The sequence below is a fragment of the Ktedonobacteraceae bacterium genome (assembly GCA_035653615.1).
Taxonomy (GTDB): Bacteria; Chloroflexota; Ktedonobacteria; order Ktedonobacterales; family Ktedonobacteraceae; genus DASRBN01.
Window position 1 is genome coordinate 152,880 of sequence record DASRBN010000033.1, and the last position, 21,967, is coordinate 174,846.

21 protein-coding genes are annotated in these 21,967 nt (G+C 54.1%); 11 read left to right on the forward strand and 10 right to left on the reverse strand.

From position 1 onward, the window contains the following. Nucleotides 1–12 precede the first annotated feature (12 nt). Nucleotides 13–1,737 (reverse strand): DNA repair helicase XPB, encoded by a 1,725-nt coding sequence (locus VFA09_18880; protein HZU69349.1) that lies wholly within the window; start codon nucleotides 1,735–1,737, stop codon nucleotides 13–15. Nucleotides 1,738–1,744: 7 nt separating this feature from the next. Then, the gene (locus VFA09_18885) at nucleotides 1,745–2,437 is read right to left on the reverse strand and encodes an alpha/beta fold hydrolase (protein ID HZU69350.1); all 693 of its coding nucleotides are present in this window, start codon (nucleotides 2,435–2,437) and stop codon (nucleotides 1,745–1,747) included. A 1,011-nt stretch (nucleotides 2,438–3,448) separates the two neighbouring features. Here VFA09_18885 and VFA09_18890 point away from each other — a divergent pair. Next, on the forward strand, nucleotides 3,449–4,522 hold the full coding sequence (locus tag VFA09_18890; GenBank protein ID HZU69351.1) for a response regulator: 1,074 nt from the start codon (nucleotides 3,449–3,451) through the stop codon (nucleotides 4,520–4,522). 92 nt (nucleotides 4,523–4,614) lie between these two features. Beyond that, nucleotides 4,615–5,037 (forward strand): hypothetical protein, encoded by a 423-nt coding sequence (locus tag VFA09_18895; protein HZU69352.1) that lies wholly within the window; start codon nucleotides 4,615–4,617, stop codon nucleotides 5,035–5,037. Nucleotides 5,038–5,046: 9 nt separating this feature from the next. Here VFA09_18895 and VFA09_18900 read toward each other — a convergent pair whose 3' ends face one another. Continuing rightward, nucleotides 5,047–5,745 carry a hypothetical protein gene (locus VFA09_18900; GenBank protein HZU69353.1) on the reverse strand — a complete coding sequence of 233 codons (699 nt, stop codon included), beginning with the start codon at nucleotides 5,743–5,745 and terminating at the stop codon, nucleotides 5,047–5,049. A 171-nt stretch (nucleotides 5,746–5,916) separates the two neighbouring features. On the opposite strand from VFA09_18900, the gene thiL reads away from it, so the two are divergent. Beyond that, nucleotides 5,917–6,960: a thiamine-phosphate kinase gene (gene thiL, locus VFA09_18905; protein ID HZU69354.1), complete on the forward strand. Its 1,044-nt coding sequence runs from the start codon at nucleotides 5,917–5,919 to the stop codon at nucleotides 6,958–6,960. 151 nt (nucleotides 6,961–7,111) lie between these two features. Here the strand turns inward: thiL and VFA09_18910 are convergent, their stop codons facing one another. The 5 genes from VFA09_18910 to VFA09_18930 form a co-directional block, all read right to left on the reverse strand. Next, nucleotides 7,112–9,430 carry an ABC transporter substrate-binding protein gene (locus VFA09_18910; GenBank protein HZU69355.1) on the reverse strand — a complete coding sequence of 773 codons (2,319 nt, stop codon included), beginning with the start codon at nucleotides 9,428–9,430 and terminating at the stop codon, nucleotides 7,112–7,114. A gap of 40 nt (nucleotides 9,431–9,470) precedes the next feature. Beyond that, nucleotides 9,471–10,064, reverse strand: a complete 594-nt coding sequence (gene ruvA / locus VFA09_18915; GenBank protein ID HZU69356.1) for a Holliday junction branch migration protein RuvA — start codon at nucleotides 10,062–10,064, stop codon at nucleotides 9,471–9,473. 101 nt (nucleotides 10,065–10,165) lie between these two features. Then, the gene (gene ruvC / locus VFA09_18920) at nucleotides 10,166–10,699 is read right to left on the reverse strand and encodes a crossover junction endodeoxyribonuclease RuvC (GenBank protein ID HZU69357.1); all 534 of its coding nucleotides are present in this window, start codon (nucleotides 10,697–10,699) and stop codon (nucleotides 10,166–10,168) included. A gap of 47 nt (nucleotides 10,700–10,746) precedes the next feature. Then, complete coding sequence (locus VFA09_18925; GenBank protein ID HZU69358.1) at nucleotides 10,747–11,511, reverse strand: YebC/PmpR family DNA-binding transcriptional regulator; 765 nt, start codon at nucleotides 11,509–11,511, stop codon at nucleotides 10,747–10,749. A gap of 124 nt (nucleotides 11,512–11,635) precedes the next feature. Continuing rightward, nucleotides 11,636–12,346, reverse strand: coding sequence for an alpha/beta hydrolase (locus tag VFA09_18930; protein HZU69359.1), 711 nt, complete (start codon nucleotides 12,344–12,346; stop codon nucleotides 11,636–11,638). Between the two features lie 311 nt (nucleotides 12,347–12,657). On the opposite strand from VFA09_18930, the gene VFA09_18935 reads away from it, so the two are divergent. From VFA09_18935 to VFA09_18970, 8 genes are all read left to right on the forward strand, one after another. Beyond that, nucleotides 12,658–13,080, forward strand: a complete 423-nt coding sequence (locus tag VFA09_18935) for a YraN family protein (GenBank protein ID HZU69360.1) — start codon at nucleotides 12,658–12,660, stop codon at nucleotides 13,078–13,080. A gap of 121 nt (nucleotides 13,081–13,201) precedes the next feature. After that, nucleotides 13,202–13,699, forward strand: a complete 498-nt coding sequence (locus tag VFA09_18940; GenBank protein ID HZU69361.1) for a zinc-ribbon domain-containing protein — start codon at nucleotides 13,202–13,204, stop codon at nucleotides 13,697–13,699. Between the two features lie 331 nt (nucleotides 13,700–14,030). Continuing rightward, nucleotides 14,031–14,585 (forward strand): tRNA (adenosine(37)-N6)-threonylcarbamoyltransferase complex ATPase subunit type 1 TsaE, encoded by a 555-nt coding sequence (gene tsaE / locus VFA09_18945; GenBank protein HZU69362.1) that lies wholly within the window; start codon nucleotides 14,031–14,033, stop codon nucleotides 14,583–14,585. Next, nucleotides 14,566–15,396, forward strand: a complete 831-nt coding sequence (tsaB, locus tag VFA09_18950; GenBank protein HZU69363.1) for a tRNA (adenosine(37)-N6)-threonylcarbamoyltransferase complex dimerization subunit type 1 TsaB — start codon at nucleotides 14,566–14,568, stop codon at nucleotides 15,394–15,396. Before tsaE ends, tsaB begins: the two co-directional genes overlap by 20 nt. Beyond that, entirely contained in the window at nucleotides 15,380–16,021 is a 642-nt protein-coding gene (rimI, locus tag VFA09_18955) for a ribosomal protein S18-alanine N-acetyltransferase (GenBank protein HZU69364.1), read from the forward strand. The genes tsaB and rimI overlap by 17 nt, the downstream gene beginning before the upstream one ends. 4 nt (nucleotides 16,022–16,025) lie before the next feature. Beyond that, nucleotides 16,026–17,261, forward strand: a complete 1,236-nt coding sequence (tsaD, locus tag VFA09_18960) for a tRNA (adenosine(37)-N6)-threonylcarbamoyltransferase complex transferase subunit TsaD (GenBank protein ID HZU69365.1) — start codon at nucleotides 16,026–16,028, stop codon at nucleotides 17,259–17,261. Between the two features lie 15 nt (nucleotides 17,262–17,276). Beyond that, complete coding sequence (locus VFA09_18965) at nucleotides 17,277–18,284, forward strand: ROK family protein (protein HZU69366.1); 1,008 nt, start codon at nucleotides 17,277–17,279, stop codon at nucleotides 18,282–18,284. A 46-nt stretch (nucleotides 18,285–18,330) separates the two neighbouring features. Further along, a complete protein-coding gene (locus VFA09_18970; GenBank protein HZU69367.1) occupies nucleotides 18,331–18,939 on the forward strand; it encodes a GNAT family N-acetyltransferase in 609 nt (202 codons plus the stop codon). Nucleotide 18,940: 1 nt separating this feature from the next. On the opposite strand, the gene metG is transcribed toward VFA09_18970, so the two are convergent. Continuing rightward, entirely contained in the window at nucleotides 18,941–20,608 is a 1,668-nt protein-coding gene (metG, locus tag VFA09_18975) for a methionine--tRNA ligase (protein HZU69368.1), read from the reverse strand. Nucleotides 20,609–20,794: 186 nt separating this feature from the next. Further along, nucleotides 20,795–21,817, reverse strand: a complete 1,023-nt coding sequence (locus tag VFA09_18980) for a ThiF family adenylyltransferase (GenBank protein ID HZU69369.1) — start codon at nucleotides 21,815–21,817, stop codon at nucleotides 20,795–20,797. Nucleotides 21,818–21,967 lie beyond the last annotated feature (150 nt).

Below are 21,967 nucleotides of genomic sequence, written 5' to 3' on the forward strand. Positions count from 1 at the left end.
ATTTTAACAGCCTCAGGCGTTCAGGAGCAATTCTTCCGCATCCTCTATTACATACCGGTATCCTTGCTCCGTCAAGAAGAGTTGGCGATTGGCCGAAAATTCCTGGTCGCGCGTATCGCGTGTCACGATAGAATAGAAGTAAGCCAGCCCACCATCCTGCTTCGGGCGCAGGATGCGCCCCAGCCGCTGTGCCTCCTCCTGGCGCGAGCCAAAAGTACCTGATACCTGGATCGCGACATTCGCGTCGGGTAGATCGATGGCGAAATTTGCCACCTTGCTTACCACCATACGCTTGATTTCACCACGCCGGAATTGCTCATACAGTTTTTCACGCTGCGCGTTGGTAGTCTTCCCGGTTAGCAGCGGCGCATCCAGTTCCTCCGCCAGCAGCTTCAACTGGTCAATATACTGACCAATAATCAGCACCTGGTCATCGATGTGTCGTTCCGCCAGGTGTCGTGTAATGCTCAGCTTGGCCGGATTCTCCGCGGCCAGCCGGTATTTTTCGCGTTCTTCCGCCACTGCGTAATTCAGTTGTTCGTCCTCGTTCATGCCCACCCGAATCTCGTGGCATTCGGCAGTCGCGATCCATCCCTGCCGCTCTAATTCGCGCCAGGGCACATCATACTTCTTCGGCCCAATGAGGCTGAATACATCTGCCTCGCGCCCATCTTCACGCACCAGTGTCGCCGTCAGGCCGAGGCGGCGGCGTGCCTGGATTTCCGCCGTAATGCGGAAAACCGGTGCGGGCAGCAGGTGTACCTCGTCATAGATGATCAGGCCCCAATCGTAGCTGGTAAAGAGCGCGAAATGCGGGTAATCATCCTCTGAAATCTCCTCACTCTCCGGCCCTTTCCTTTTACCATTCACGCCGTGCTTGCGATACGTCAGAATCTGGTAGGTGCTGACGGTAATCGGGCATATTTCTTTGCGGTCTCCCGTATATTCGCCGACCAGCTCCGGCGGTATGTCGGTCTTGTCCAGGATTTCTTGAATCCACTGGCGTACCGCGATTGTATTGGGGGTAAGGATCAATGTGGCCCGCTGTATATCGCTCATCGTGGCCAGGCCCACAATCGTTTTGCCCGCACCACATGGCAGCACCACCACTCCGCTGCCGCCGCTAGGAGCGCCACCCGCGTAAAATGCCGCCGAGGCCGCGTACTGGTAGGCGCGCGGCGCGAAAGCTTTTCCCTCGGCTGTGACCGGCAGCAGTTTCATAGGAAGCGGCGAGCCATCGGTATAGCCTGCCAGGTCTTCAGCCGGGAAACCAATATGAATCAGCGCCTGCTTGATATGCCCCCGCCGCGACGCATCGACCTGGATCGTATGGCTATTCAGCTGGCGCAGCAAGAAAGGTTGCGTGCGCCTGTGATGCATCACCTCAGCAATCAAGGCCGCATCTTCGGAAATCAGCAGCAGCGCCTCACCCTCACGAATCAATTTGAGACGCCCGTAGCGACTGATATATTCACGAATATCCACGATAATGTTTGAGGGAATATCATATTTGCTGTACTGCCGCAGCAATTCAAGAATTGTTTGCGCATTCATACCCCCGGCTGCAGCGTTCCAGAGCGAGAGGGGTGAAAGCCGGTAGGTATGGATGTGTTCGGGCGATTTTTCCAGTTCCGCGAACTGTGCCAGCGCATCTCTTGCCTCGGCGTGTAATGGATGATCGACTTCCAACAAGATGGTGCGGTCGCTCTGTACAATGATAGGGTTATTTGGATTCATACTTCCTCTAGACTCCCGGCATATTCGCCCATGCCTGAATATATTTCAAAATGGTCGTTACTGCTGCCTCTTCATAATTGCGCATCAGGTGGCGCGCCCCCATAATTACTTTAATACCCTTAGGACCTTTGAGTTGCTCGACAAACGGTTCCAGTTTATAGAGCGGGCAAAGCTCGTCAAATTCGCTCGTGACGAACAACTTCGGGCGCTCGAATGCTTTAGGAAGTCCACCCTCTGCCCTGAAAAGTGGCACGCTAATCGCTACAACCGTCCGTACGCGAACATCGAATGGCGCGTAAAGAAGAGCGATATATGCGCCAAAACCGTGGCCAATAATGCCAACCTTGGCCGGATTTCCCCCCGGCTGTGCCAGTAGACAATCGACCGCTCCGGCAAGGTCGAGTGGCTCCAGGCGTCCATCTGTTGGTTGCCCCTGGCTTTTGCCTACCCCACGAAAATTGAATCGCAACGCCATCATCCCGGCAGCAGCCAGCTGCCGTGCCAGTGCGACCGTCAATACATCGTTCATATCGCTGCTGGCCGGTTGCGGGTGGCACAAAACAATTAACGGCGCATTTTCCACCCGTGCAGCTTTATGGAGTACTCCTTCCAGGAGAAATGAAGGCTGGCCCTTACTCTGAAAGGTGATCGGTCTCTCCACAGGCTCTCCTGAAGCTTCCCCGGCTGGCAATGAGGTCATCTACTCCCTTTCTTCTCACTTTACCCGTGTCATACTGTAACTCTGTTAATCTTATCGCAGCAAGCGCCATGCGTCAACTGGCAACTGAGCCGTTCAAAATCCTGTAGGGACAGCGTCTGGTGCCTGTCTTCCTCAGGACTTAGAACATGTTAATAACAATACATGTTATTCGTTTGAATACATGTAACCTTAACAATTTTGTAGGAATGTGTTGAATTTGTATCGACAAAGCCTTTTCATATGCCTCTAAGGATGTTATACTGATTACTAAGTAGCGCGTTGCGTATTTTTTAACTACGATTTGTCTGAATTGTCTATCTCAGGCTCGCATCTCCTGCCCGGTACAGTGAAATGTAGCGGCACCCTTGTGAGAACCGTGTCCGAGCGACAGGTGATCAAGCAGGATGGCTAGATAAAGGCAAAGCGTAGATATCTGACAGCGCTGCATACCTGGATGTAGTACGATCGCTAAGAGAGGGTATTTATAAAGGGCGGTGTGCAAGTCTAACACGCTTGTGCGCTCCATGCAGAAGGGGAATCCTTGTGTCGAACCCGGTTTTTTGATTCCCGATCCTCTCCCTGTGATTTCTACCTGGGTGGCTCCTTTTGAGGGGTAAAAGGTCTCACCAGGTTTTGTACTGAAAGCATCGTACAAACAAGAGGCATCTCCTCTCGTTCTGCCTGAGTGCGCAGCACTCGATGTGACGGAGTGCGGATTCGCGTGGCGTGCAGATGTGGAGAGAGTCGATTCATCGCACTCGTGACTCCGGCGCTAGCCAGATGCGAAAGGACCAGGCAGAGTGGATAGATGCCGACCACCGACCTGCCGGGGATGATCCGCGCGTGGGAAGTTTTTAATAATCCGGATTCCTGTTGCTCAAAAGCCAGGATCATTAGATTTGTCCTGGCAAATCTTCTTCAGCAGCCGGTAGTTGTAAGGCGGTCAAGCCTACATCGCCTGTCAGAGATTGGGCCTGCGCAAGCGGTCGCCCTACAAGTGGAGGCAAGATATTGATAGCCAACATTTTAGTCGTCGAGGACGAGCAATTGATAGCTCGGTTGCTCAAGGAAACGCTGCAGATAGAAGGATATCAAGTCGTAACCGTCCAAAACGGCGAAGATGCTGTAACAATTGCTTTGCGAGAAACTCCTCATCTCATTATCCTGGATATGATGCTGCCTGGTATCGATGGCTATGAAGTCGCCCATCGTTTGCGCTCCCATCCTAAATGCATCCACATCCCTATTATCGTGCTCAGTGCTTTAAGCGAACCGGAAGATAAGGTACGAGCTTTTGAAATCGGCGTTGATGATTATGTTACAAAACCTTTCAATACCGATGAACTGCTTGCTCGTATCCGTTCGCAGCTGCGCCGCGTGCAGCAAAATTTCCTTTCCCCGCTGATCGGCCTGCCCGGTGGTTTTCAGGTCGAATTAGCCATCAATCACAAGCTCAATAGCCTGGAACCCTGGAGTATCCTCTACCTGGACCTCGATAACTTCAAAGCTTTTAACGATGTCTATGGTTTTCTTACCGGCAACGATATGATTCGCCTCGTCGGGCGCATCTGCCAGCGCACAGTGCGCGAATATGGCAATCCCGATGATTTCGTCGGTCATATCGGCGGCGATGACTTCGTCATTGTAACTACTCCTGACCGCGTCAATACCCTCTGCCTGCACATCAGCGCGCGCTACAAAGAAGAGAGCGCCATGTTCTATCATCCTGAAGATCTCAAACGTGGCTCAATTAGTGGTGTCGATCGGAAAGGCCGCTCCTACCAGTTTCCTCTGGTCTCGCTATCAATTGGCGTCGTCAATAATCCGCATACTATGCAGGAAGTCAGTTATCTGGCAGCCGAGGCCAAATATCATGCCAAGCAGTCCAGCGATAACGTCTACCATATCACGCCACGCCGCGATCCCATTAATCCCGAGCCCCCTAATGCTTCGCGTTTTTCATCATCGATGCACCTGCCGCCTTCTCTGGCGCAGTTTACATGCCCCCACTCTGAACGCGACTCCGGCCCCCTGTACGAAATCGAAGACAGCCCCCTCGCAAAATACGGCCAAAAAGTCTATTGACCTGAAGGAACTGCTCCCTCCAAAAACCCTTGCGGTCGCCATGATTCCTGTGCTATCCTGGAATCAAGGCATTTTATTCACTCAGAAAAGTGGTGATCATCACGGATTTACAAGACAAAGAAACAGAATTTATCTTCAGCGAGGAAGCGGATCAGGCCAGGCGTATGGCAGTGCGTGAAAATGCAAAACATATCATGCAGGAAAGTGGCCTCGCCGAAATGCTGAAAACCATCAATAGAAGCGCTCTTAAGGGCCGGGGGAATTTTGAGGAATTCGACTCCATGATCCTGCTCCGTTGGGGTACAGGCTACACGCGCCGTCATATGTGGATCGAAATCAACGGCAACACCATCCGCTTCAGGTTGACCCCGCATCGCAAATGTGACATCGCGGCCCCATTGTGCGACGGCGAGTATCATACATTCACCACCGCCATGTGGGCCAATCGTACCCTCCTGCAAGCTGAACTGAATAAATACTACGCGAAGCCGGTACCTGAAACATCCTCAGATTAACCGAACGGCTCATGACAAAGGCTCCAGATCGAGTACCCGAACAGCACCAATACTGTGCAAAACAGTATTGATGGCTTTATAATTCTGATCGGCATAAAAATCCTGGCGATGCGTCTCGTCCGGCCAACTGAGGAGATTCAAGAAAACCTGGCCGTATGTGGGTAAAGACGATGCAGATTCCTCATGCTCATCCTTCAGCCTTGACGACAGAACATCTGCCCCCGATAGAGAGTCTGGCAAGGAAGTATCTTCACTTCTGCCACGCGCTAAAAACGCAAAAGCCAGTACCGGTTCCATAGCCTGGCGGCGCAAGCTCTCAATCCAGGCGCGTTCTATACGATCGGCCTGCTCAGATCGTATAGTGGCAATATGCACTGCCGCAATATTGGGTTGCGCCGAGGGGCGACTATAGCCCCAAAGGTAATGCATCAACCATTGTTCTGGCGGTGCCGTCAGGAGTTCTCTATCTGATGCTAACAAAAGATTGCGGGGGCTATAACGCGCCTGTGCTTTCTGCCACAATTCCTCGTCCTCCCAGCTCGTTAGTAGAGCATAATAAGAGTGCGCCTGCTCCCTGCTGTGATAAAAGCGCGCATTCATCAGCCCCGGCGCGTTGCGTACCGTCTCTAAAATCAAGCGCATGCGCGTCGTGACATCTGCAGCCTTGTTTGGCGAGGTATGCGCTAATGTGACTATCAGTAATTCCATTGCTCGCTCACTCCGCTCGTTATTACTAATCTCTAGCATGACATAGCAAGACCTGGTTGTCAACGCTATCAGGCAAGATATTTATCGATTGCCGACCTTGAGTCTTCCCCCTCGCAGTGCGTATATTACGTGCATACAGGCATAAGTACTTTTGAGTACGAGATAAAAACTATGACAAACACCCGGCCGGATGAATTTGAACTCATAGCTCGCCTGACGCAAGGTCTTTCCTCGCGTCCAGATGTTGACCAATCGGTAGGCGACGATTGCGCCGTCCTCGACATGGGCGGAAATATGCAACTCCTGGCAACCTGCGACAGCCAGGTCGAGGATGTGCATTTCACCTTCGCGACCTCCAGCCCGCGGGATATTGGGCGCAAGGCGCTGGCGATCAACATCAGTGATATCGCTGCCATGGGCGGCGAACCACGCTACGCCCTCATCTCGCTGATCCTGCCATCAAGAAAAACCTTTCGCCTGGAAGTGCTGGATGCTATCTATAGCGGCTTGCGTCAGGAAGCTGAGCAATTTAACGTAGCCATCGTTGGTGGAAACGTTGCTGGTACAGCCAGGCATGAACATGCATCTTTGATCATTGATATCTCCCTCCTTGGCGCCGTCGAGCGCGGGCACGCCCTCTTGCGCAGTGGAGCACGCGCGGGTGATACCCTGTTCGTCACAGGCGCGCCCGGTGAATCCGCCGCCGGGCTATTCACCCTGCTCCACCCTGAGCTACCCTATCCATCGCAGGCAAGAGAGACAGCGCGTGCTATCTTTCGCGTTCCTCGTCCCCGCGTGCGCGAGGGGCGCATTCTCAGCAGTTTTGGCCCATCCATTGTGACGGCCATGCTCGATATCAGCGATGGATTAAGTGGCGATCTCCAGCACATCTGTGAGCGCAGCGGTGTTGGAGCGCGCGTCGTCGTTGCCCAATTGCCCCAATCCTCTGCCCTGCGCTCCATAGCAACCGTCGCATCCCATGATCCACTCGATTGGATTTTAAACGGCGGCGAAGACTACGAACTGCTCTTCAGCGTCTCGCCCGGCCACGAAGAGACAGTCGTGAAAGCAGTGCAATCGGCAACTGGAACACCGGTAACCGCCATCGGCACTATCTGCCCTCCTGAAGAAGGTATGAAGCTGGTATGGCCCGGTGGTCGTGAAGAGACTCTGGTTCCCAAAAGTTGGGATCACCTGAGGTCATCGAGTACATAAAGAAAACAGGGATCGCGGAGTGGTTCCTGTTTTCTTTATGTACTCGATGGCAATATCCTGGTGCCTTTCCACCGGACTTTTTCGGGGTTGCGAGGATATGCTCCCCAGGGAGAAGCGGCAGGAACCAGGCTCCCGCTGGGGATTGAAACAACTATCCTACAATTTGTACGCTGCCATCCGGCTGCATGCCCAGCATCACCGGCAGAGCTTGTGTGCTGGTTAGTAGCACGTTGTCCCATAGGCGTAGTGCGATAGGATCACTTACACCTTCGAACTTCTCCCTGCTGATATTCAACAAGAGCTGTTTTGACGAAGGAAATTGGCCGGACGAGGAGACAGGCCCGATAGCATTCGTCACAATCTTGATGCCATCCCCGAACAGCAACGCGCCCTGGTCAAGCGCCGCCGCGCCACTACAGAAATTGCCGGGAGTAGCAAACGAGGTGCAGAAACTCGCGTAAAACTGCTTCTGCCAGTCCGAGTTTGTGGGTGGACGCGCAGCTGACACCACTCCCACGTATATACGCGGCAGGCTCAATTGCTGCTGGCGCGCCCATAAGACCAGGCTTTGTAATGCGGATGGCTGTACGAATTCCCCGCCGATAATTAAGACCGGTTGCTGGTTGGCGGGAAGTTGCGCGATTGCTTTTGCCAGCGTGATTACATCATTGGTGAGCAGGGGAGCATAAATCACGTCTGGTTTTGCTTTCAACGCGTCATTCAAACCGGCAAGCAGATCATCAGGTGAAGCCTGTGGACGGCCATTTGCGGCGAGCAACCCGCTGGCAACCGCCGTCTCCTGCGCTACAATGCGCGCGCCTCGCTGCTTCACGAAATTGTTGATGAATCCTCCTGCCGAACCCGATGAGGATGGATTGCTGGGATCATAAAAAACGGCCGCCCTGCGCAGGCGCAGGCGCTTATAAGCAAAATTGGCAGCCAGCTGGCTTTGTGCCGCGTCATCCGGCGAAAAACGGATAAAGGCAAAGCCGGGTGCGCAATGACGATAGAGTGATGTACTCGCCAGCAGGTTAATAATAAATACCCCTGTCGCCGTCGGCGCAATTAAGGGCACTCCCGCCCGGCAAAAGACGGGCAAGGCTACCTGCACCAGGCTACTCGGCCCCAGCCCCAGCACTGCCAGCAGGTTGGAGCTATCCTGCGCCAGCAACCCGTAGTGTTGATAGTCCAGCTTTGACGATAGATCGGCAACCGAATTCGCTATCTGCAAAGCTCCTTGCTCGACGCCGGTAGTATTTGCCAGGACAAGGTAGAGCAGGGGAGCGCCGGGAGTCAATATCTGGGCCGCGTTATACTGCTGTTGCGCAATGAACGCGCCCACCAGTTCCTGCGTGTAAGCTGCGTAGAGAATGTGACGATCAGTGCCACCGGCGGGATCGGCATTCCCCGGCCCGCTGTCGAAGCTGACCACCATCACACCATAGGGCCGGCCAGATTGCCGCACATGGAGATCCTCGCGGTATATCGCTGCCTCCGCGCCGTTGCACCCCGTTGTATCTGTACTGGCTACACCTGTCCCAGAAGCCAGCAACGCATCCGCGCGCGAGAAATTATGCTGCAACATCGCCTGCGCCGCTTCTCGTTTGTATTGGTAGCTGCTCGTATTACATGCATCATAGACCTTCAGGCCATCGCTCAAACCAATACCGTCGGGAGTAGGAATAGTGTGATGAACAATCGGCGGATGATAATAGCGCGCGTCATCCCAGCGGATAGAAAAATAGCTGGCCAGCGATGCCACTACCAGCAAAAGCAACAGTGTACCATAAGATAAGGCCATAGGGGACACCGGCACCTGCCCACCGCGAAAGAACCCCGTCAACTCCCAGCCAATCGCGCTGAATGGATCGCGCACGGGCCGCCGCCGGTATTTGCGATTGGCCTTCGCCTCCTGCCGGAACAAATCAAGCAATACCAGGCAACCGCTTTCACAGTTAAGCAGGTGATCGTATACTTCTGTATACAAAGTCTGCACATTCTGCCCATTATCCATCGCCTCGGCGTACTCGCGCAATTGCTGGCGGCATTCGAGACATGAAAGCGGACCACCTGGCGGAGAATCTGAAGGCGCCGGTGCCTGCACGGGCCCTTGAGGAGCCGGTGGCGGCGTTGGCACAGATAAACTGCGCTCTGCCAGCACAGCGGGTGATTCCGGCGCCTGTACTTGCGTCGCAAATGCCCCGGAAGCCGCCTGCTGCTGCCGGGTTTCTACAGTTGTATCAAAGATAATCGATGTGGTATCAAACGTTCTCTCCGCCCGGCGCGCCTTTTTCTTTTTGCGAGGTGTACGAGCGATGGTGGCAGCATTCAGGCAGCGCGGGCATGTCGCCATATGATGTTGCGCGGCCTCTACCGCTTCCTCCGGTACCGCATCGGGATCGAGATCACGTTCCTCAAGTACTGAGATTGCGAAAGCGCACGCCGGCGGTAGTTGCTCATCGATGGCCATGAGCATCCTCCATGATTAAAATAGTCCCGTCCCCAAATCCCTATTCGCGTCTGCTAAATGAGCGTAAGGCAAAGGTAATCTGCTCCTCTAGCGTCATGGGCCGGTCCTGCGGAATCTTCATCAACGCCGCCTGCGCCTCCGCCGCCGAGTAGCCCAGTCCCATCAATGCCTCCAACACCTCCGACTGCAAGCCCGCTGGAGAGCCGGTTGTTCCTGCCCCCAGACCGACCAGCGACGGAAGCTTCCCTTTCAGTTCAAGCACCAGCTTGGCCGCCAGGCGCTTCCCGACGCCAGGAGCCATCGCCAGGCGCTGTTGATCCTCATCGGCTATTGCTTTATAAAAAGTGCGCGCGTCCATCGCCGATAAAAGCGCCAGCCCAATCTTTGGACCAACCCCACTCACATTGATGAGCCTCTCGAATGCATCCCGGTCCTCTTCGCTGGAAAAACCATATAAGCTCATACCCTCTTCGCGCACGTGGAAATGCGTGTAGAGTGATACCTCTGCGCCTGGTTCACCCAGGCGGCTCAACGTTGAGGATGGAGCGAAGACACGCAGGCTGAATCCGCCTACCCGTATGATAGCTGAGTCCGCTCGCCGCGCTTCAAGAATACCATGAATGCTGGCAATCATCGATTTGCCCTACCTCTTCTGTATTAGAGTAACGTCCAACATGAAAATGAGCATCTTGCATAGGAGATTTGGCTGAGAATCAATCGAGGATAAGGGCCGGTTTATCCCACTATCAGAGAACTTGCTCGGAGAAAAGGAACTGTGTGTAGATGGCAGATAGCTACTGCTGCCGCGTCTGCCGCGTCATCTGGGCGAGGAATAGCTTTGAGACGTAGCAGGATGCGCACCATCTCGCCAACCTGTTGCTTGTCCGCTCCGCCGTAACCCGTCACCGCCTGCTTGACCTGCATTGGCGTATATTCGGCAATTGATAGGCCACCATTCGCCAGCGCCAGCATCGCTACACCCCGTGCCTGCCCAACTGATAAAGCAGTACGCGCATTTTTCGCGAAAAATAACTCCTCCATAGCTGCTTCGTTGGGCTTGTAAGTGGCGATGATTTCGCTCAGGCGCGTATAAATGTGCTGCAAACGCTGTGCCAGCGGCATACCGGCAGGAGTAGTGATCACATCGCAGGCAATCATATTCAGTTCGCTCCCTCGCGCCGCGACCACCGCGTAGCCAACAATAGCTGTACCCGGATCAATGCCCAGGGCAATGCGAGGTGCCTGCGAGCCATCAGGCATATTACCCATCGCGCGATCTACTCCTCCTCTGCCGCTCATTGCTCATGATTGTTCGGCTAGCCTTCGAACGAAGCCGCGAACTCTTCAGGGAAGTCCGCGTTCGTATACACATTCTGCACGTCATCAAGCTCTTCGAACTTTTCAACCAGTCGCATTACCTGGTGTGCGACCTTCTCATCGGTCAGTTCGATCTTCGTCTTTGGCACCAGTGTGCTTTCGGCTTTGATCACGTGGTAATGTTTCGCTTCCAATCCCTGGCGCACCTTATCAACCTCTGCCGGATCGGTGTAAATAGTCAGAGTCTCATCATCCGGTCCAACAGGTTCAACGTCGTCCGCGCCCAGGTCTATGGCCTCCAGGCCGAGTTCATCCGGGTCGTGTCCTTCTAGCTCTACCTCAATGATGCCCTTGTTCTCGAAAAGCCAATCGACGCAGCCGTTCTCACCCATGTTCCCGCCATTGCGGTTAAATACATTGCGCACCTCGGCAACCGTGCGGTTGCGGTTCTCGGTCAGCGTCTGTACCAGCATAGCAGTACCGCCTGGCCCATATCCCTCATACGTGATCTCTTCCAGCGCGGCACCCTCTGAGCCGCCCAGGGCCCGCTTGATAGTGCGTTCAATGTTATCCATCGGCATATTGGCATCACGAGCGCGCTGCACAGCCATACGCAACCGGAAGTTGGCGTTGGGGTCGCCGCTGCCTCCCTCGCGTACAGCTACAACAATTTCACGCCCCAGCCGGGTAAACAGTTGGCCCCTGCGAGCGTCATTCACGCCTTTCGACCGGCGAATTTGTGCCCATTTTGAATGACCTGACATAGTATCGCTCCCTATTTCATTATAGGCTAATCACAGGAAAAATAGCCCTCGTCTATGCGAGTTTCTTTGTGAAAGTCTTGTTGTACGCTATTGTAACATGAATGTGCATGAGGCGTCGAGGGGGTCAACTCTCCCGCATCCATTCCTCAATTGCCTTATTCACCGCTTCCGGTTGCTCGCGGAAAACGTAATGACCTGCCTGGGGAATGGTGATCAATGTCGAACCTGCGATGTGATTGTGCAGGTAGTCACTGTATTTCACCGGCGTTAAACGATCCTCGGTCCCGCAGATGATCAGCGTAGGCAAGTGGATTTCATCCAGGCGCGCCATCACGTCAAAAATATTGCACGCGGTCAGGTCGCGGTAGAGCATATTCGGCTCGGTTTTTGCCTGCTCATCCGCGGGACCGTTGAGAATTGCGGGATCGGTGGTTGTAGCAAGCGCCAGGCGCTGCATTTGCAGGTTAGTCTGCTGCGGCGTCTCCCTCGCCCCTTTCAGCAGATCGGGATGCACGCGCAGCCGTGCCCCTGTGCCGATTAAGATCAGCCCCCCCAACTCAGAGCCATACTCCAGGCCCATTGCCAGGGCAATTGCACCCCCTAATGAATGGCCGGCAACAACAGGATGATCAAGCTGTAATTCATCAAAAATAGTATTGTGTGCCGCCCTGGCATAATCCATGACGCTGACCTCTTCCGGCAGACTATCGGGTCTTTTCCCATGCCCCGGTAGATCAATCGCGAAAGCCCTCTCTGTGCCAAAATAGTCAATCTGCGGACGCCAGATGCGGGCGCTATCGCCTGAACCGTGAATAAAGACGATAGGGTGGTTCATATGCTTGTCCTTTCAATACGTGGGAAACTCTCACTCCTCCAGCGCCAGCGTCAAATCAACCCGCCAGCCCTTCTGTGGAACCGAGGTAATTTCCAGATTTTTGCCTCTTGCAATGCCCCTCCCTTCTAGTATATGCTTGAGGCGAGCAGAAACGCCAGGTATCGGGCGTTCTTCCACCTGGTGGAGGTATAAGTGTTTCCTCCGACAATGATCCCTGCGCAGAAACGCCAGGTATCGGGCGTTCTTCCACCTGGTACAACTCGATCAACAAAATGTCGTATTACGTAATAGCATAGCGAAAGCGGGATTTCGTGAACAATGCCTCTACTTCGGACCAGAGTTCTCCACCCGTCCAGGTAAAACTGAAGAAGACCGCCCGCCAGGGACTGGGTCGGACGGGCGAACGTATGGCGGGTGAGGCATTGCAGGCCCGCGGCTATTGCATCCTTGAACGCAACTTTCGCTGCCGGTATGGCGAAATCGATCTCGTGGCCGAACATGAGGGCGAACTGGTCTTTATAGAGGTGAAAACGCGTCGCGGGACTTCATTTGGCCGTCCAGAAGAGGCCGTGACATTCCGCAAGCAACAAAAAATTCTTGAAGTAGCCGCTTTTTATCTCGATATGCATCATTGCTCGCAGCGCGCGTGGAGAATTGACGTTGTGGCGGTGCAGTTCAGCCAGGCCGGTAAATTCGAGGAAATACGCATTTACCAGCATGCTGTTACCGGTTGAAAGAATATCTTGCATGCAAGCAATATGAACAAATCCATTGACCGGTGAAATGTAATGGCCCCCCCTTGTGGGTGTCAGGTTCTTTTCCACCACATACATTTTGAAAAGGGAGGCGTAAGTCATGTCAGACTTTGTAGAATCCGCGAAAAATATGGTCAGTGCCGCTGTCAGCCGTACCAGCTGGCAGGCTCAAAAACAACTCCGTATACGCAGCAAACAAACCGAAATTGATGAACTCTTTGAACAGCGCCAGAAATTGGTCGACGAACTCGCGCAGGTCGCGATGACTCTCTACCAGCAGAACAAATTGACCGACCAGCAGCTTACTCGCTTATGTGCCAGCATTCAGGAACTCGATCATGACATGCAGAACCGCGAAGCGCAGTTGCAGGAAATAAAAAATGAAGTCTACCCGGCGTCTCAGCTCGCCCCTACTCCAACAACGAATTATACCCCGCCTCCCGCTTACGTTCCGCCTGCTCAAGGAGCGCAACAGGCTCCAGGAGCAGGACCGCAGCCGCGACCACAGCAGCCACAGCCGCAGATTTGTCCGAATTGTGGCAATCCCGTGCGTCCCAACGCCCTCTATTGCCGTACCTGCGGCGCAAAACTGCGCTAATTCATTGCATGATCGCGCAGCTCACAATAGTGGACAATACCATACGGCAACATGAAAAGTAGTGGCACCCACAAAGGGGTGCCACTTTCCAGGCATAGTTTCGTTGCGCAACTCTGTCGTACCCGCCTGTGGGAAAACACCGCGGCTATGTTGATTCCAATACAACGAACTGTGTTATAATGGTTGTTACCTTGAGAGTTCAACACTCAAGGGCTCAGGTTTTTTCGATTCGCAAAACAATACGAGACGAATGCAGAACCATAGTAAGGGCGCACCCTTGCGGTTGCCCGCAGCAACACACGATAGGCAAGTTGGCGTGAAGGGCAGTATATTGATCAGGCATACTCAAGAGGAAGGCAGCCTCACCCTCGACATCATCAGCCATAGCGCGGCTCAGACACAAAGGCTGGGTATGCGATTAGGCGAAATAGTGCAGGGCGGAGAACTCATCTTGCTCAATGGCCAGCTGGGAACGGGCAAGACGACATTCACCCAGGGCTTAGCTCAAGGTATGGGCATCACTGCGCCTGTCAATAGTCCGACATTTACCCTCCTCAAAGAATACCCTGGCCAGCCTCGTCCCAGCGGTGGGTCACCCGCTCGCTCTCGCGTCGGCCCCCCACTCTACCACTTTGACTTGTATCGACTGGATGATCCTGAAGAGATTGTTGATCTCGGTTTTGAAGACTACTTTTATAGTAACGGCGTCTGTATTGTTGAATGGGCCGATAAAGCCGATTTGTTGTGGCCGAGCGATCACCTGCGCATTCGCATGAAAATGATGAGCGAGACAAAGCGCGGCCTCTTATTCATCGCAACAGGAGCGCGTTATTGCGAGCTGTTGCGACAGTTTCAGAAAAATACCTATGCTACTACTGGCACTTGATACATCCACTCGCCAGGCAAGTGTCGCGCTTTGCAGCGAAGATACCTTGTTCGGCGAATATACCTGGCAGGTAGGCAACAACCACAGCGTGGAGTTGCTGGAACGCATTCAGCGCCTGTTGGCCGAATGCGGTAATACTATGCAGGATATCGATGGCGTGGCGGTTGCCACCGGGCCCGGCTCGTTCAATGGCTTGCGCGTAGCTGTAGCCTCGGCCAAAGCCCTTGCTTTCGCCCTGCAAAGGCCGCTTGTAGGGGTAAGTACGCTTGATATCATTGCCGCTCAACAGCAACAGTGGCATGGTCCGATCTGCTCTATCCTCGATGCAGGCCGGTCAGAGGTCTATGCCGCCTGTTATCTTTTTGATGCCATGGATCAGGACGGCGAGATCATCTATCAGATGCGCAGGCTCAGCGATTACCTGTTGCTCACGCCCCAGGACCTCAGCGCCTATCTCAAAGATCAACTGAGCGCCTGGGTTGGCATTCCCGGTGAACGAGACCTGCCGCCATTTCTATTTTGTGGCGAGATCACACCGGCAGTGCGCGAAGCCCTGCATCAATTGTTGCCGGAGCATAGTTTCTTTGTCAATGCGCTTCAGGCGACCCGCCATGCCTCCACGCTGGCTATGTTTGCCGTGCAGCGCATACTCGATGGCCTGGTAGACGATCCTTTACTACTCGAGCCTATGTATTTACGACGACCTTCAATTACAACCAGTACTCGTAAGCAGCCGCTGCTTGGTAAGAAAACACAGCGATCTACTGATGCGAGCCTGACAGAAAGGGAACAGGGTGCGTTACGTCGTTGATCGCATGACAATGTCAGACGTGCCTCGTGTCATCGAGATCGAGCGCCTGGCTTATCCATCCACCTGGCCTCCCAGCGCCTACCGCAAAGAGTTACAGGATAACCGCTGGGCACACTACATTGTATTGCGCGATAAAAAAATTTCTGATGAGCGGGTGGCTGCTCAATCCAGACCGGCCCAGGATTCTGACAAATCACGTCGTTTCTTCCCGCTCTCATTATTGCCGGGCCGCTCGACCGCTACGGCTTCGTCACCTGACCTGGCTTCGATTATTGGCTTTGCCGGCCTGTGGCTGATGGTTGATGAGGCGCATATCACGACGATTGCCATGCATCCCGATTATCGCCGCCTGGGATTGGGAGAACTGATGCTGGCCAGCCTGGTCGATATCGCCTATGAGATCGGCGCGAAGTGGGTCACCCTCGAAGTTCGCGTCTCCAACTATGCCGCGCAAAACCTTTACCGCAAGTATGGCTTCCGCGAAGCAGGACTGCGCCATCGTTACTACAGCGATAACCAGGAAGACGCCCTGATTATGTGGACCGAAGAGATAAACTCTCCCGCCTACAAACAAAGATTCCAGGAATTGAAAGCCGCGCTTTATAAAAAACTTGAGGCACAATAGGTAAATGCTCATATTAGGTATTGAAAGTTCATGTGATGAAACGGGAGCCGCCATCGTCAAAGATGGACGTTTTCTGCTCTCAAATGTGGTCGCCTCTCAGATAGAGATACATAATCGCTACGGGGGGGTGGTACCCGAAGTTGCCTCGCGCCAACAACTTACCACCATCATACCGGTAATAGAAACAGCAATGGAACAGGCCGGGTGTAACTGGGAACATATCGATGCCATCGCCGCTACCTATGGTCCTGGCCTTGCCGGATCGCTCCTGGTTGGTCTCACCGTTGGTAAGGCCCTGGCCCTCGCGCATAATCTCCCATTCCTGGGCGTCAATCATCTTGAAGCGCATATTTACGCCAACTGGCTGCGCAAACCCGGTACGCCTTCAATGCAAGACGTGGCCGATGCCGCCTGGGAATATCAAGAGGGCGATCCGATCTTCCCCTTGATTTGTCTCGTCATCTCAGGCGCCCACAGCGAACTCGTACTCGTGCGCGGTCATGGACAATACGAGTTGCTCGGCCATACCCGTGATGATGCCGCCGGGGAGGCATTTGACAAAGTCGCCCGCATTTTAGGGCTGGGCTATCCGGGTGGTCCTGCTATTCAAAAGGCCGCTCAGCAGGCTGAAGAGGAATTCGAGCGCCATGGCAAATCTCCCGCATTGGCCCGCAATACGTACCGCCTGCCACGCGCCTGGCTGCGCGGCACCTACGATTTCAGCTTCAGTGGACTGAAAACAGCCGTCCTGCACCTGGCGGAAGGCGCCACCGCGGACCCCCAGGAAATATCCGAGGCGGCGGTGCCGCGTAGGGGCCGATTGGTCGCGCCCAGCGCCGATTCACCGGCCTCGCGTGATCGCCACCAGGTCAGCCAGTATACACGCATGGGCGCGCAATCTGCTCAAAAAGGTAATATCAGCATCCCCTTACTTTCGTCCAGTTTTCAGGAGGCCGTTGTCGACGTGCTGGCAGTTAAGACCCGCCTTGCCGCGCAGGAATATCATGTGAAGCAGGTACTCCTTGCAGGGGGAGTAGCCGCCAATGCCAGCCTGAGAGCACGCCTGGAGCAGGAACTACGCCCGCTCAATATTCGTCTCGATTATCCGCCGGTAGAATTCTGCACCGATAATGCTGCCATGATTGGCAGTGCGGCCTTTTTTCACCTGCTTCGAGGCGAACAACATGGCCTCGATCTGGATGTTGATCCCGGATTGAGCTTACCGTTTTCAAAAAAGTGAGAAGTGAGGTTTGTCATGCCCAAACAGCCAGTATTTGCCCTCGGTATCGACCTTGGTGGAACCAAAACGCTTGCCGCAGTTGTTGACATAACTACGGGAGAAGTCATCGCCTCTGCGCGCAAACGCACGCGTGCCGAAAGAGGACAGGATTTCGTAGAAAAGCGTACCATCGAGCTGGCTACCGCTGCAATTAATGCCGCTAAGCTGCCATCGAATGCTTCTATTGTTGCTATTGGTGTGGGAGCTGCCGGCCAGATTGATCGCAAGGCGGGCGTTGTGGTGGATGCTCCTAACCTGGGCGTCAAGGATTTTCCTTTAGGAACCATCCTCGGCAATCAGTTCAGCAAGCCGGTCGCGGTTGGCAACGATGTCGAGGTGGCCGCGCTGGGCGAATACCTCTATGGAGCCGGGCAGGGCTACAGTAACTTCGTTTGTGTCTTCGTTGGTACTGGCATTGGTGCGGGTGTCGTGCAGAATGGGCGCATGTACACCGGACTCACAGGCACGGCAGGTGAAGTTGGGCATATGACCATCGTAGCAAACGGTCGCATCTGTGGCTGCGGCTCGCGTGGTTGCCTCGAAGCCTATGCCTCGCGCACCGCCATCACCAAAGCCATCATGGCGGAAATACATCATGGTCGCAGTTCGGTGCTGGCTGAGGATGCGGAGCTCCAGTTGAAGGAGGGTGAAACAATCATCCGTTCGGGCCTGCTCGCCCAGGCGCTGGCGCATGGTGATGCGCTGGTTCAGGAGATCATTACCGAGGCCGCCGACTACCTGGGTTATGGCCTGGCTTCCGTTATCAATTTCTATAATCCTGAATGCATCATCCTGGGCGGCGGTGTTATCGAGGCCATTGATTTACTCTTTCAGCGGGCCATTCACCGCGCACGCATAACGGCTCTGGCCGCACCTGCTGCCCAGACAAAAATCCTACGCGCCAAATTGGGAGATTTCTCCGGCGTCGTCGGAGCGGCTTGCCTTGGGGCGCAGGCGGCAGGATACACATTCCCGGTACGTTAGATCTTGCCTCTTGCGTCGTGAATTAATTGCGAAAGAAGGGAAAGATATGGACGGTGCATTACCTCACATCAATGTACGTGCCGTACATGTCGATGATGCTCATGCTCTACATGAACTCGACAACAGTTTCGAGACGGATCGGATTTATACCTTGCGTGTGCATGGGCACCTGGCGCAGGGCGATAATAATGCGCCTATCGTAGACAAACCCGCGCTGGCATTTGAGCTTGTCGAAACAACCATCGAACCCCCCCTCTACAAGGATTATTGTAAATTTGAGGGCACATCGGAGAAGGTCGAGGCCAGATTAGGGAAAATCGACGGCGGTTATGTAGCCCTCGCCGATGACCAGGTAGCAGGGGTAGTCCTGTTGAACGTGGAAGAATGGCGATCGGTAGCCCGTGTTGAGGAGCTTATTGTTGGCCGCCAGTTTCGTCGCTATGGCATCGGCTCCCTGCTGCTGAACTGCGCCTCCGACTGGGCGCGCAAGCATGGCTGCTGGGCCATTGTGCTGGAGACGCAGAATGTAAATTATCCCGCCATCCAGTTCTACCTGCGCAATGGCCTGGAAATCTGGAGCATTCAGCAGCATTTCTACCCTCCCGGCCCCAATGAACACGAGGTCGCGATTTTTATGGGAAAGAAATTGCGCTAACTTACTCTACAACCGCGACCTCCTCCAACTTCGGGAACAATGGAGACGGCACAGGCAGCCTGATTCCCTCCGGTACGCTTGTCAATCGCCAGCCGGCAGCTGTCACATCGCCCTCGAAGCCAAGGTAATGGTGCAGCTTTTGTGATGAGAATGGCAGATAGGGGCTGAAAAGGATGTGCAAACCGCTGATTACCTGCAACATCACATAGATGGTTGTACCGGCTGACTCGCGGTCGGTCTTGATCTGTTTCCAGGGCGCCTGCTCGTCGAGGTACCGATTTGCCGCACGCGCCACCGCCATCGCCGCGTTGATGCCGTCTTTGAAATGGCAGTTCGCGATATTGTGCCCTACCACCTCGAAGCCTCCCTCCACCTCGGCCAATATTTCGCGGTCCGCCTCGCGCAGCGCCTGGGGATTGGGCACAACTCCACCAAACTTGCTCTGCAAGAAGGTCAACGTGCGATGCACGGCATTTCCATAAGTTGCCACCAGCTCATCATTATTGCGTCGAATCATTTCCTCGTAGGTGAAATCAGTATCTCGCCCTTCGGGAGCGGTGACCGACAGGTAGTAGCGCAGTGCATCGGCGCTATACCTGTCCAGCACATCCTTCGTCCAGATCACGTTGCCCCGGCTGCTCGAAGCCTTGGCCCCGCTCATCGTCATAAACTCGTTGGCAGGCACATCATAGGGCAGGTTGCGGTTGCCGTAACCCATCAGCATGGCAGGCCAGATAATCGCATGGAACGGGATGTTATCTTTGCCAATGAAGTAATACGACTTCACCGGTGGATCGGTCTGATCCGGCACCCACCACGTCTTCCAGGCCTCCGGTGTCCCCTGCCGCTCCGCCCACTCGACCGTGGCGGAAAAGTAGCCGATGACCGCGTCGAACCAGACATAGATACGCTTATCCTCGTATCCCTCAATCGGTATCGGCACGCCCCAATCCAGGTCGCGCGTGATTGCTCTTGGGCGCAGACCCTCTTTGAGCCAGTTCATCGCGAAGGCCAGCGTATTCGGTCGCCAGAAATCTTTGCCATGCGATAACCATTCCATCAAAGGTTCCTGCAATTTGGGTAAATCCAGGAAAAAGTGTTCCGTCTGGCGAATCTCCAGGGCCTTTTCCTTGCTCCCGCACAGACGGCAGCGCGGATCGATCAATTCAACAGGATCGAGCGTGCGTCCGCAATTATCGCACTGGTCGCCGCGCGCTGATGTATAGCCGCAGTGCGGGCATGTTCCCTCCACGTAGCGGTCGGGCAGGAAGCGGCGATCAGTTGGGCAATAGGGAGATTCCATCGTATCTTTGAAGATATACCCCTTATCACAGAGCGTGAGAAAGAAATCCTGCGTAATGCGATAATGATTTTCTGTTCCTGTCTCGGTATACAAATCCCAGGATATACCCAGCCTGTCCCATACCTCGCAAATTTGCCGGTGATAGCGCGCCACGAACTCACGTGGCGTAATGCCTTCGCGTTCTGAATCGACGAGAATCGGTGTTCCATGCTCATCGCTGCCCGAAACCATCAAGACATGATTGCCTTTCAAACGATGATAGCGCGCGAAGGTATCGGCGGGCAGATAAGCGCCAACAATCTGGCCCACGTGCGTCGAACTTTTCGCGTAGGGCCATGCCACACATACCAGAATATGTTCGCTCATTCTATAAAAATCTCCCTTAAATGAAAGTAGTAAAGATAAAGCTCTTTATCCTCTGGGGTAGGCGTAGGGGCCATATTGATCGCGCCTTGAGCAGGGCTTCCCCGGTCACTCCGAAGGTGTGAGAACTAGATAGATTGCACGTAACCGTGGCTATTATAACATAGCCTGCGAGGAGTACAACATTTCCTACATCCCCACGTAGCGCGCATAGACTGAACGTGCCACCTGCTCATCATCCGTGCCTTTAATAATAGCGCGCGCATCGGGGAAAACGGTTAGCTCGTAGCCATCGACAAGGAAACGCAGCAAGAACTCGTTATAGGATACCTCTCCAACCGGTTGTAAGCGTTCGGCCAGGGTTGGCAGATCAATGCGATCTCCCCGTTTCCCGCCACGCACCTGTACGGCATTGCGCCCGCACAGGCTTGTGCTGTTCATACCACTCAGTGAATCGAGGAACTCGTAATGATGCTGGCCGCACGCGGGGCAATCGGGCTGGCGAGGCAGTTCAATCCTCTCGCTGGTATTCTCCCACAGATCCATCCAGAACATTGCCCGGCTCACCCTGTCGCTCCTCAACAGCAGTTTGATTGCCTCGGTCGAGGCAACACCGGCAATCGCTCCAACGATACCGTTCAGAACACCAGCCGTATCGCAGGTAGGAGTCGTGCCTGGCATAGGCATCTCAGGAAAAACGCAGCGCAGGCAAGGAGTATCACCCGGAATAATATTCATCGTCACACCATAAGACGCGATAACGCCACTATAAATCCAGGGTCGCGAGTACTTTATGCTAACATCATTGAGCAGATAGCGCGTCTCAAAATTGTCCGTTGCATCCAGCACCAGGTCTGCATTTTGTACCAATGCCTCGATGCCATCGGCATTGATATCTTCCACCAGTGCCTCTATCTTTGTATCGCTATTCACACGCCCCAGCTTCTCGGCGGCAGCAATGGCTTTCGGCAAATGCCGGGCAATGTCATCCTCGTCGAAAAGTATCTGGCGCTGCAGGTTATTCAATTCGATATAGTCGCGATCCGCGATGATCAAGTGTCCAATGCCGGCGCGACACAGATTGCTGGCAAGCACGGTTCCCAGTGCGCCGCAACCGATAATAGCAACTGAGGAAGATAGTAATTGCTCCTGCCCCTTTTTTCCTATAGGGCCGAATAAGGTTTGCCTCGAATAGCGCTCAAGTGTGGACATGAAAAGCATCTCCTGAACTGGCGTTCTGCAACTTTTTCTTGTATTCTAGCACAAATATGGCGGGCGATTCGACTATCCGGGCGCAGCCGGTAAGAATAAAAGTGGGACAAACCTCATGCCTCTATTGAATCCAGTAGCCCATCCGATAAA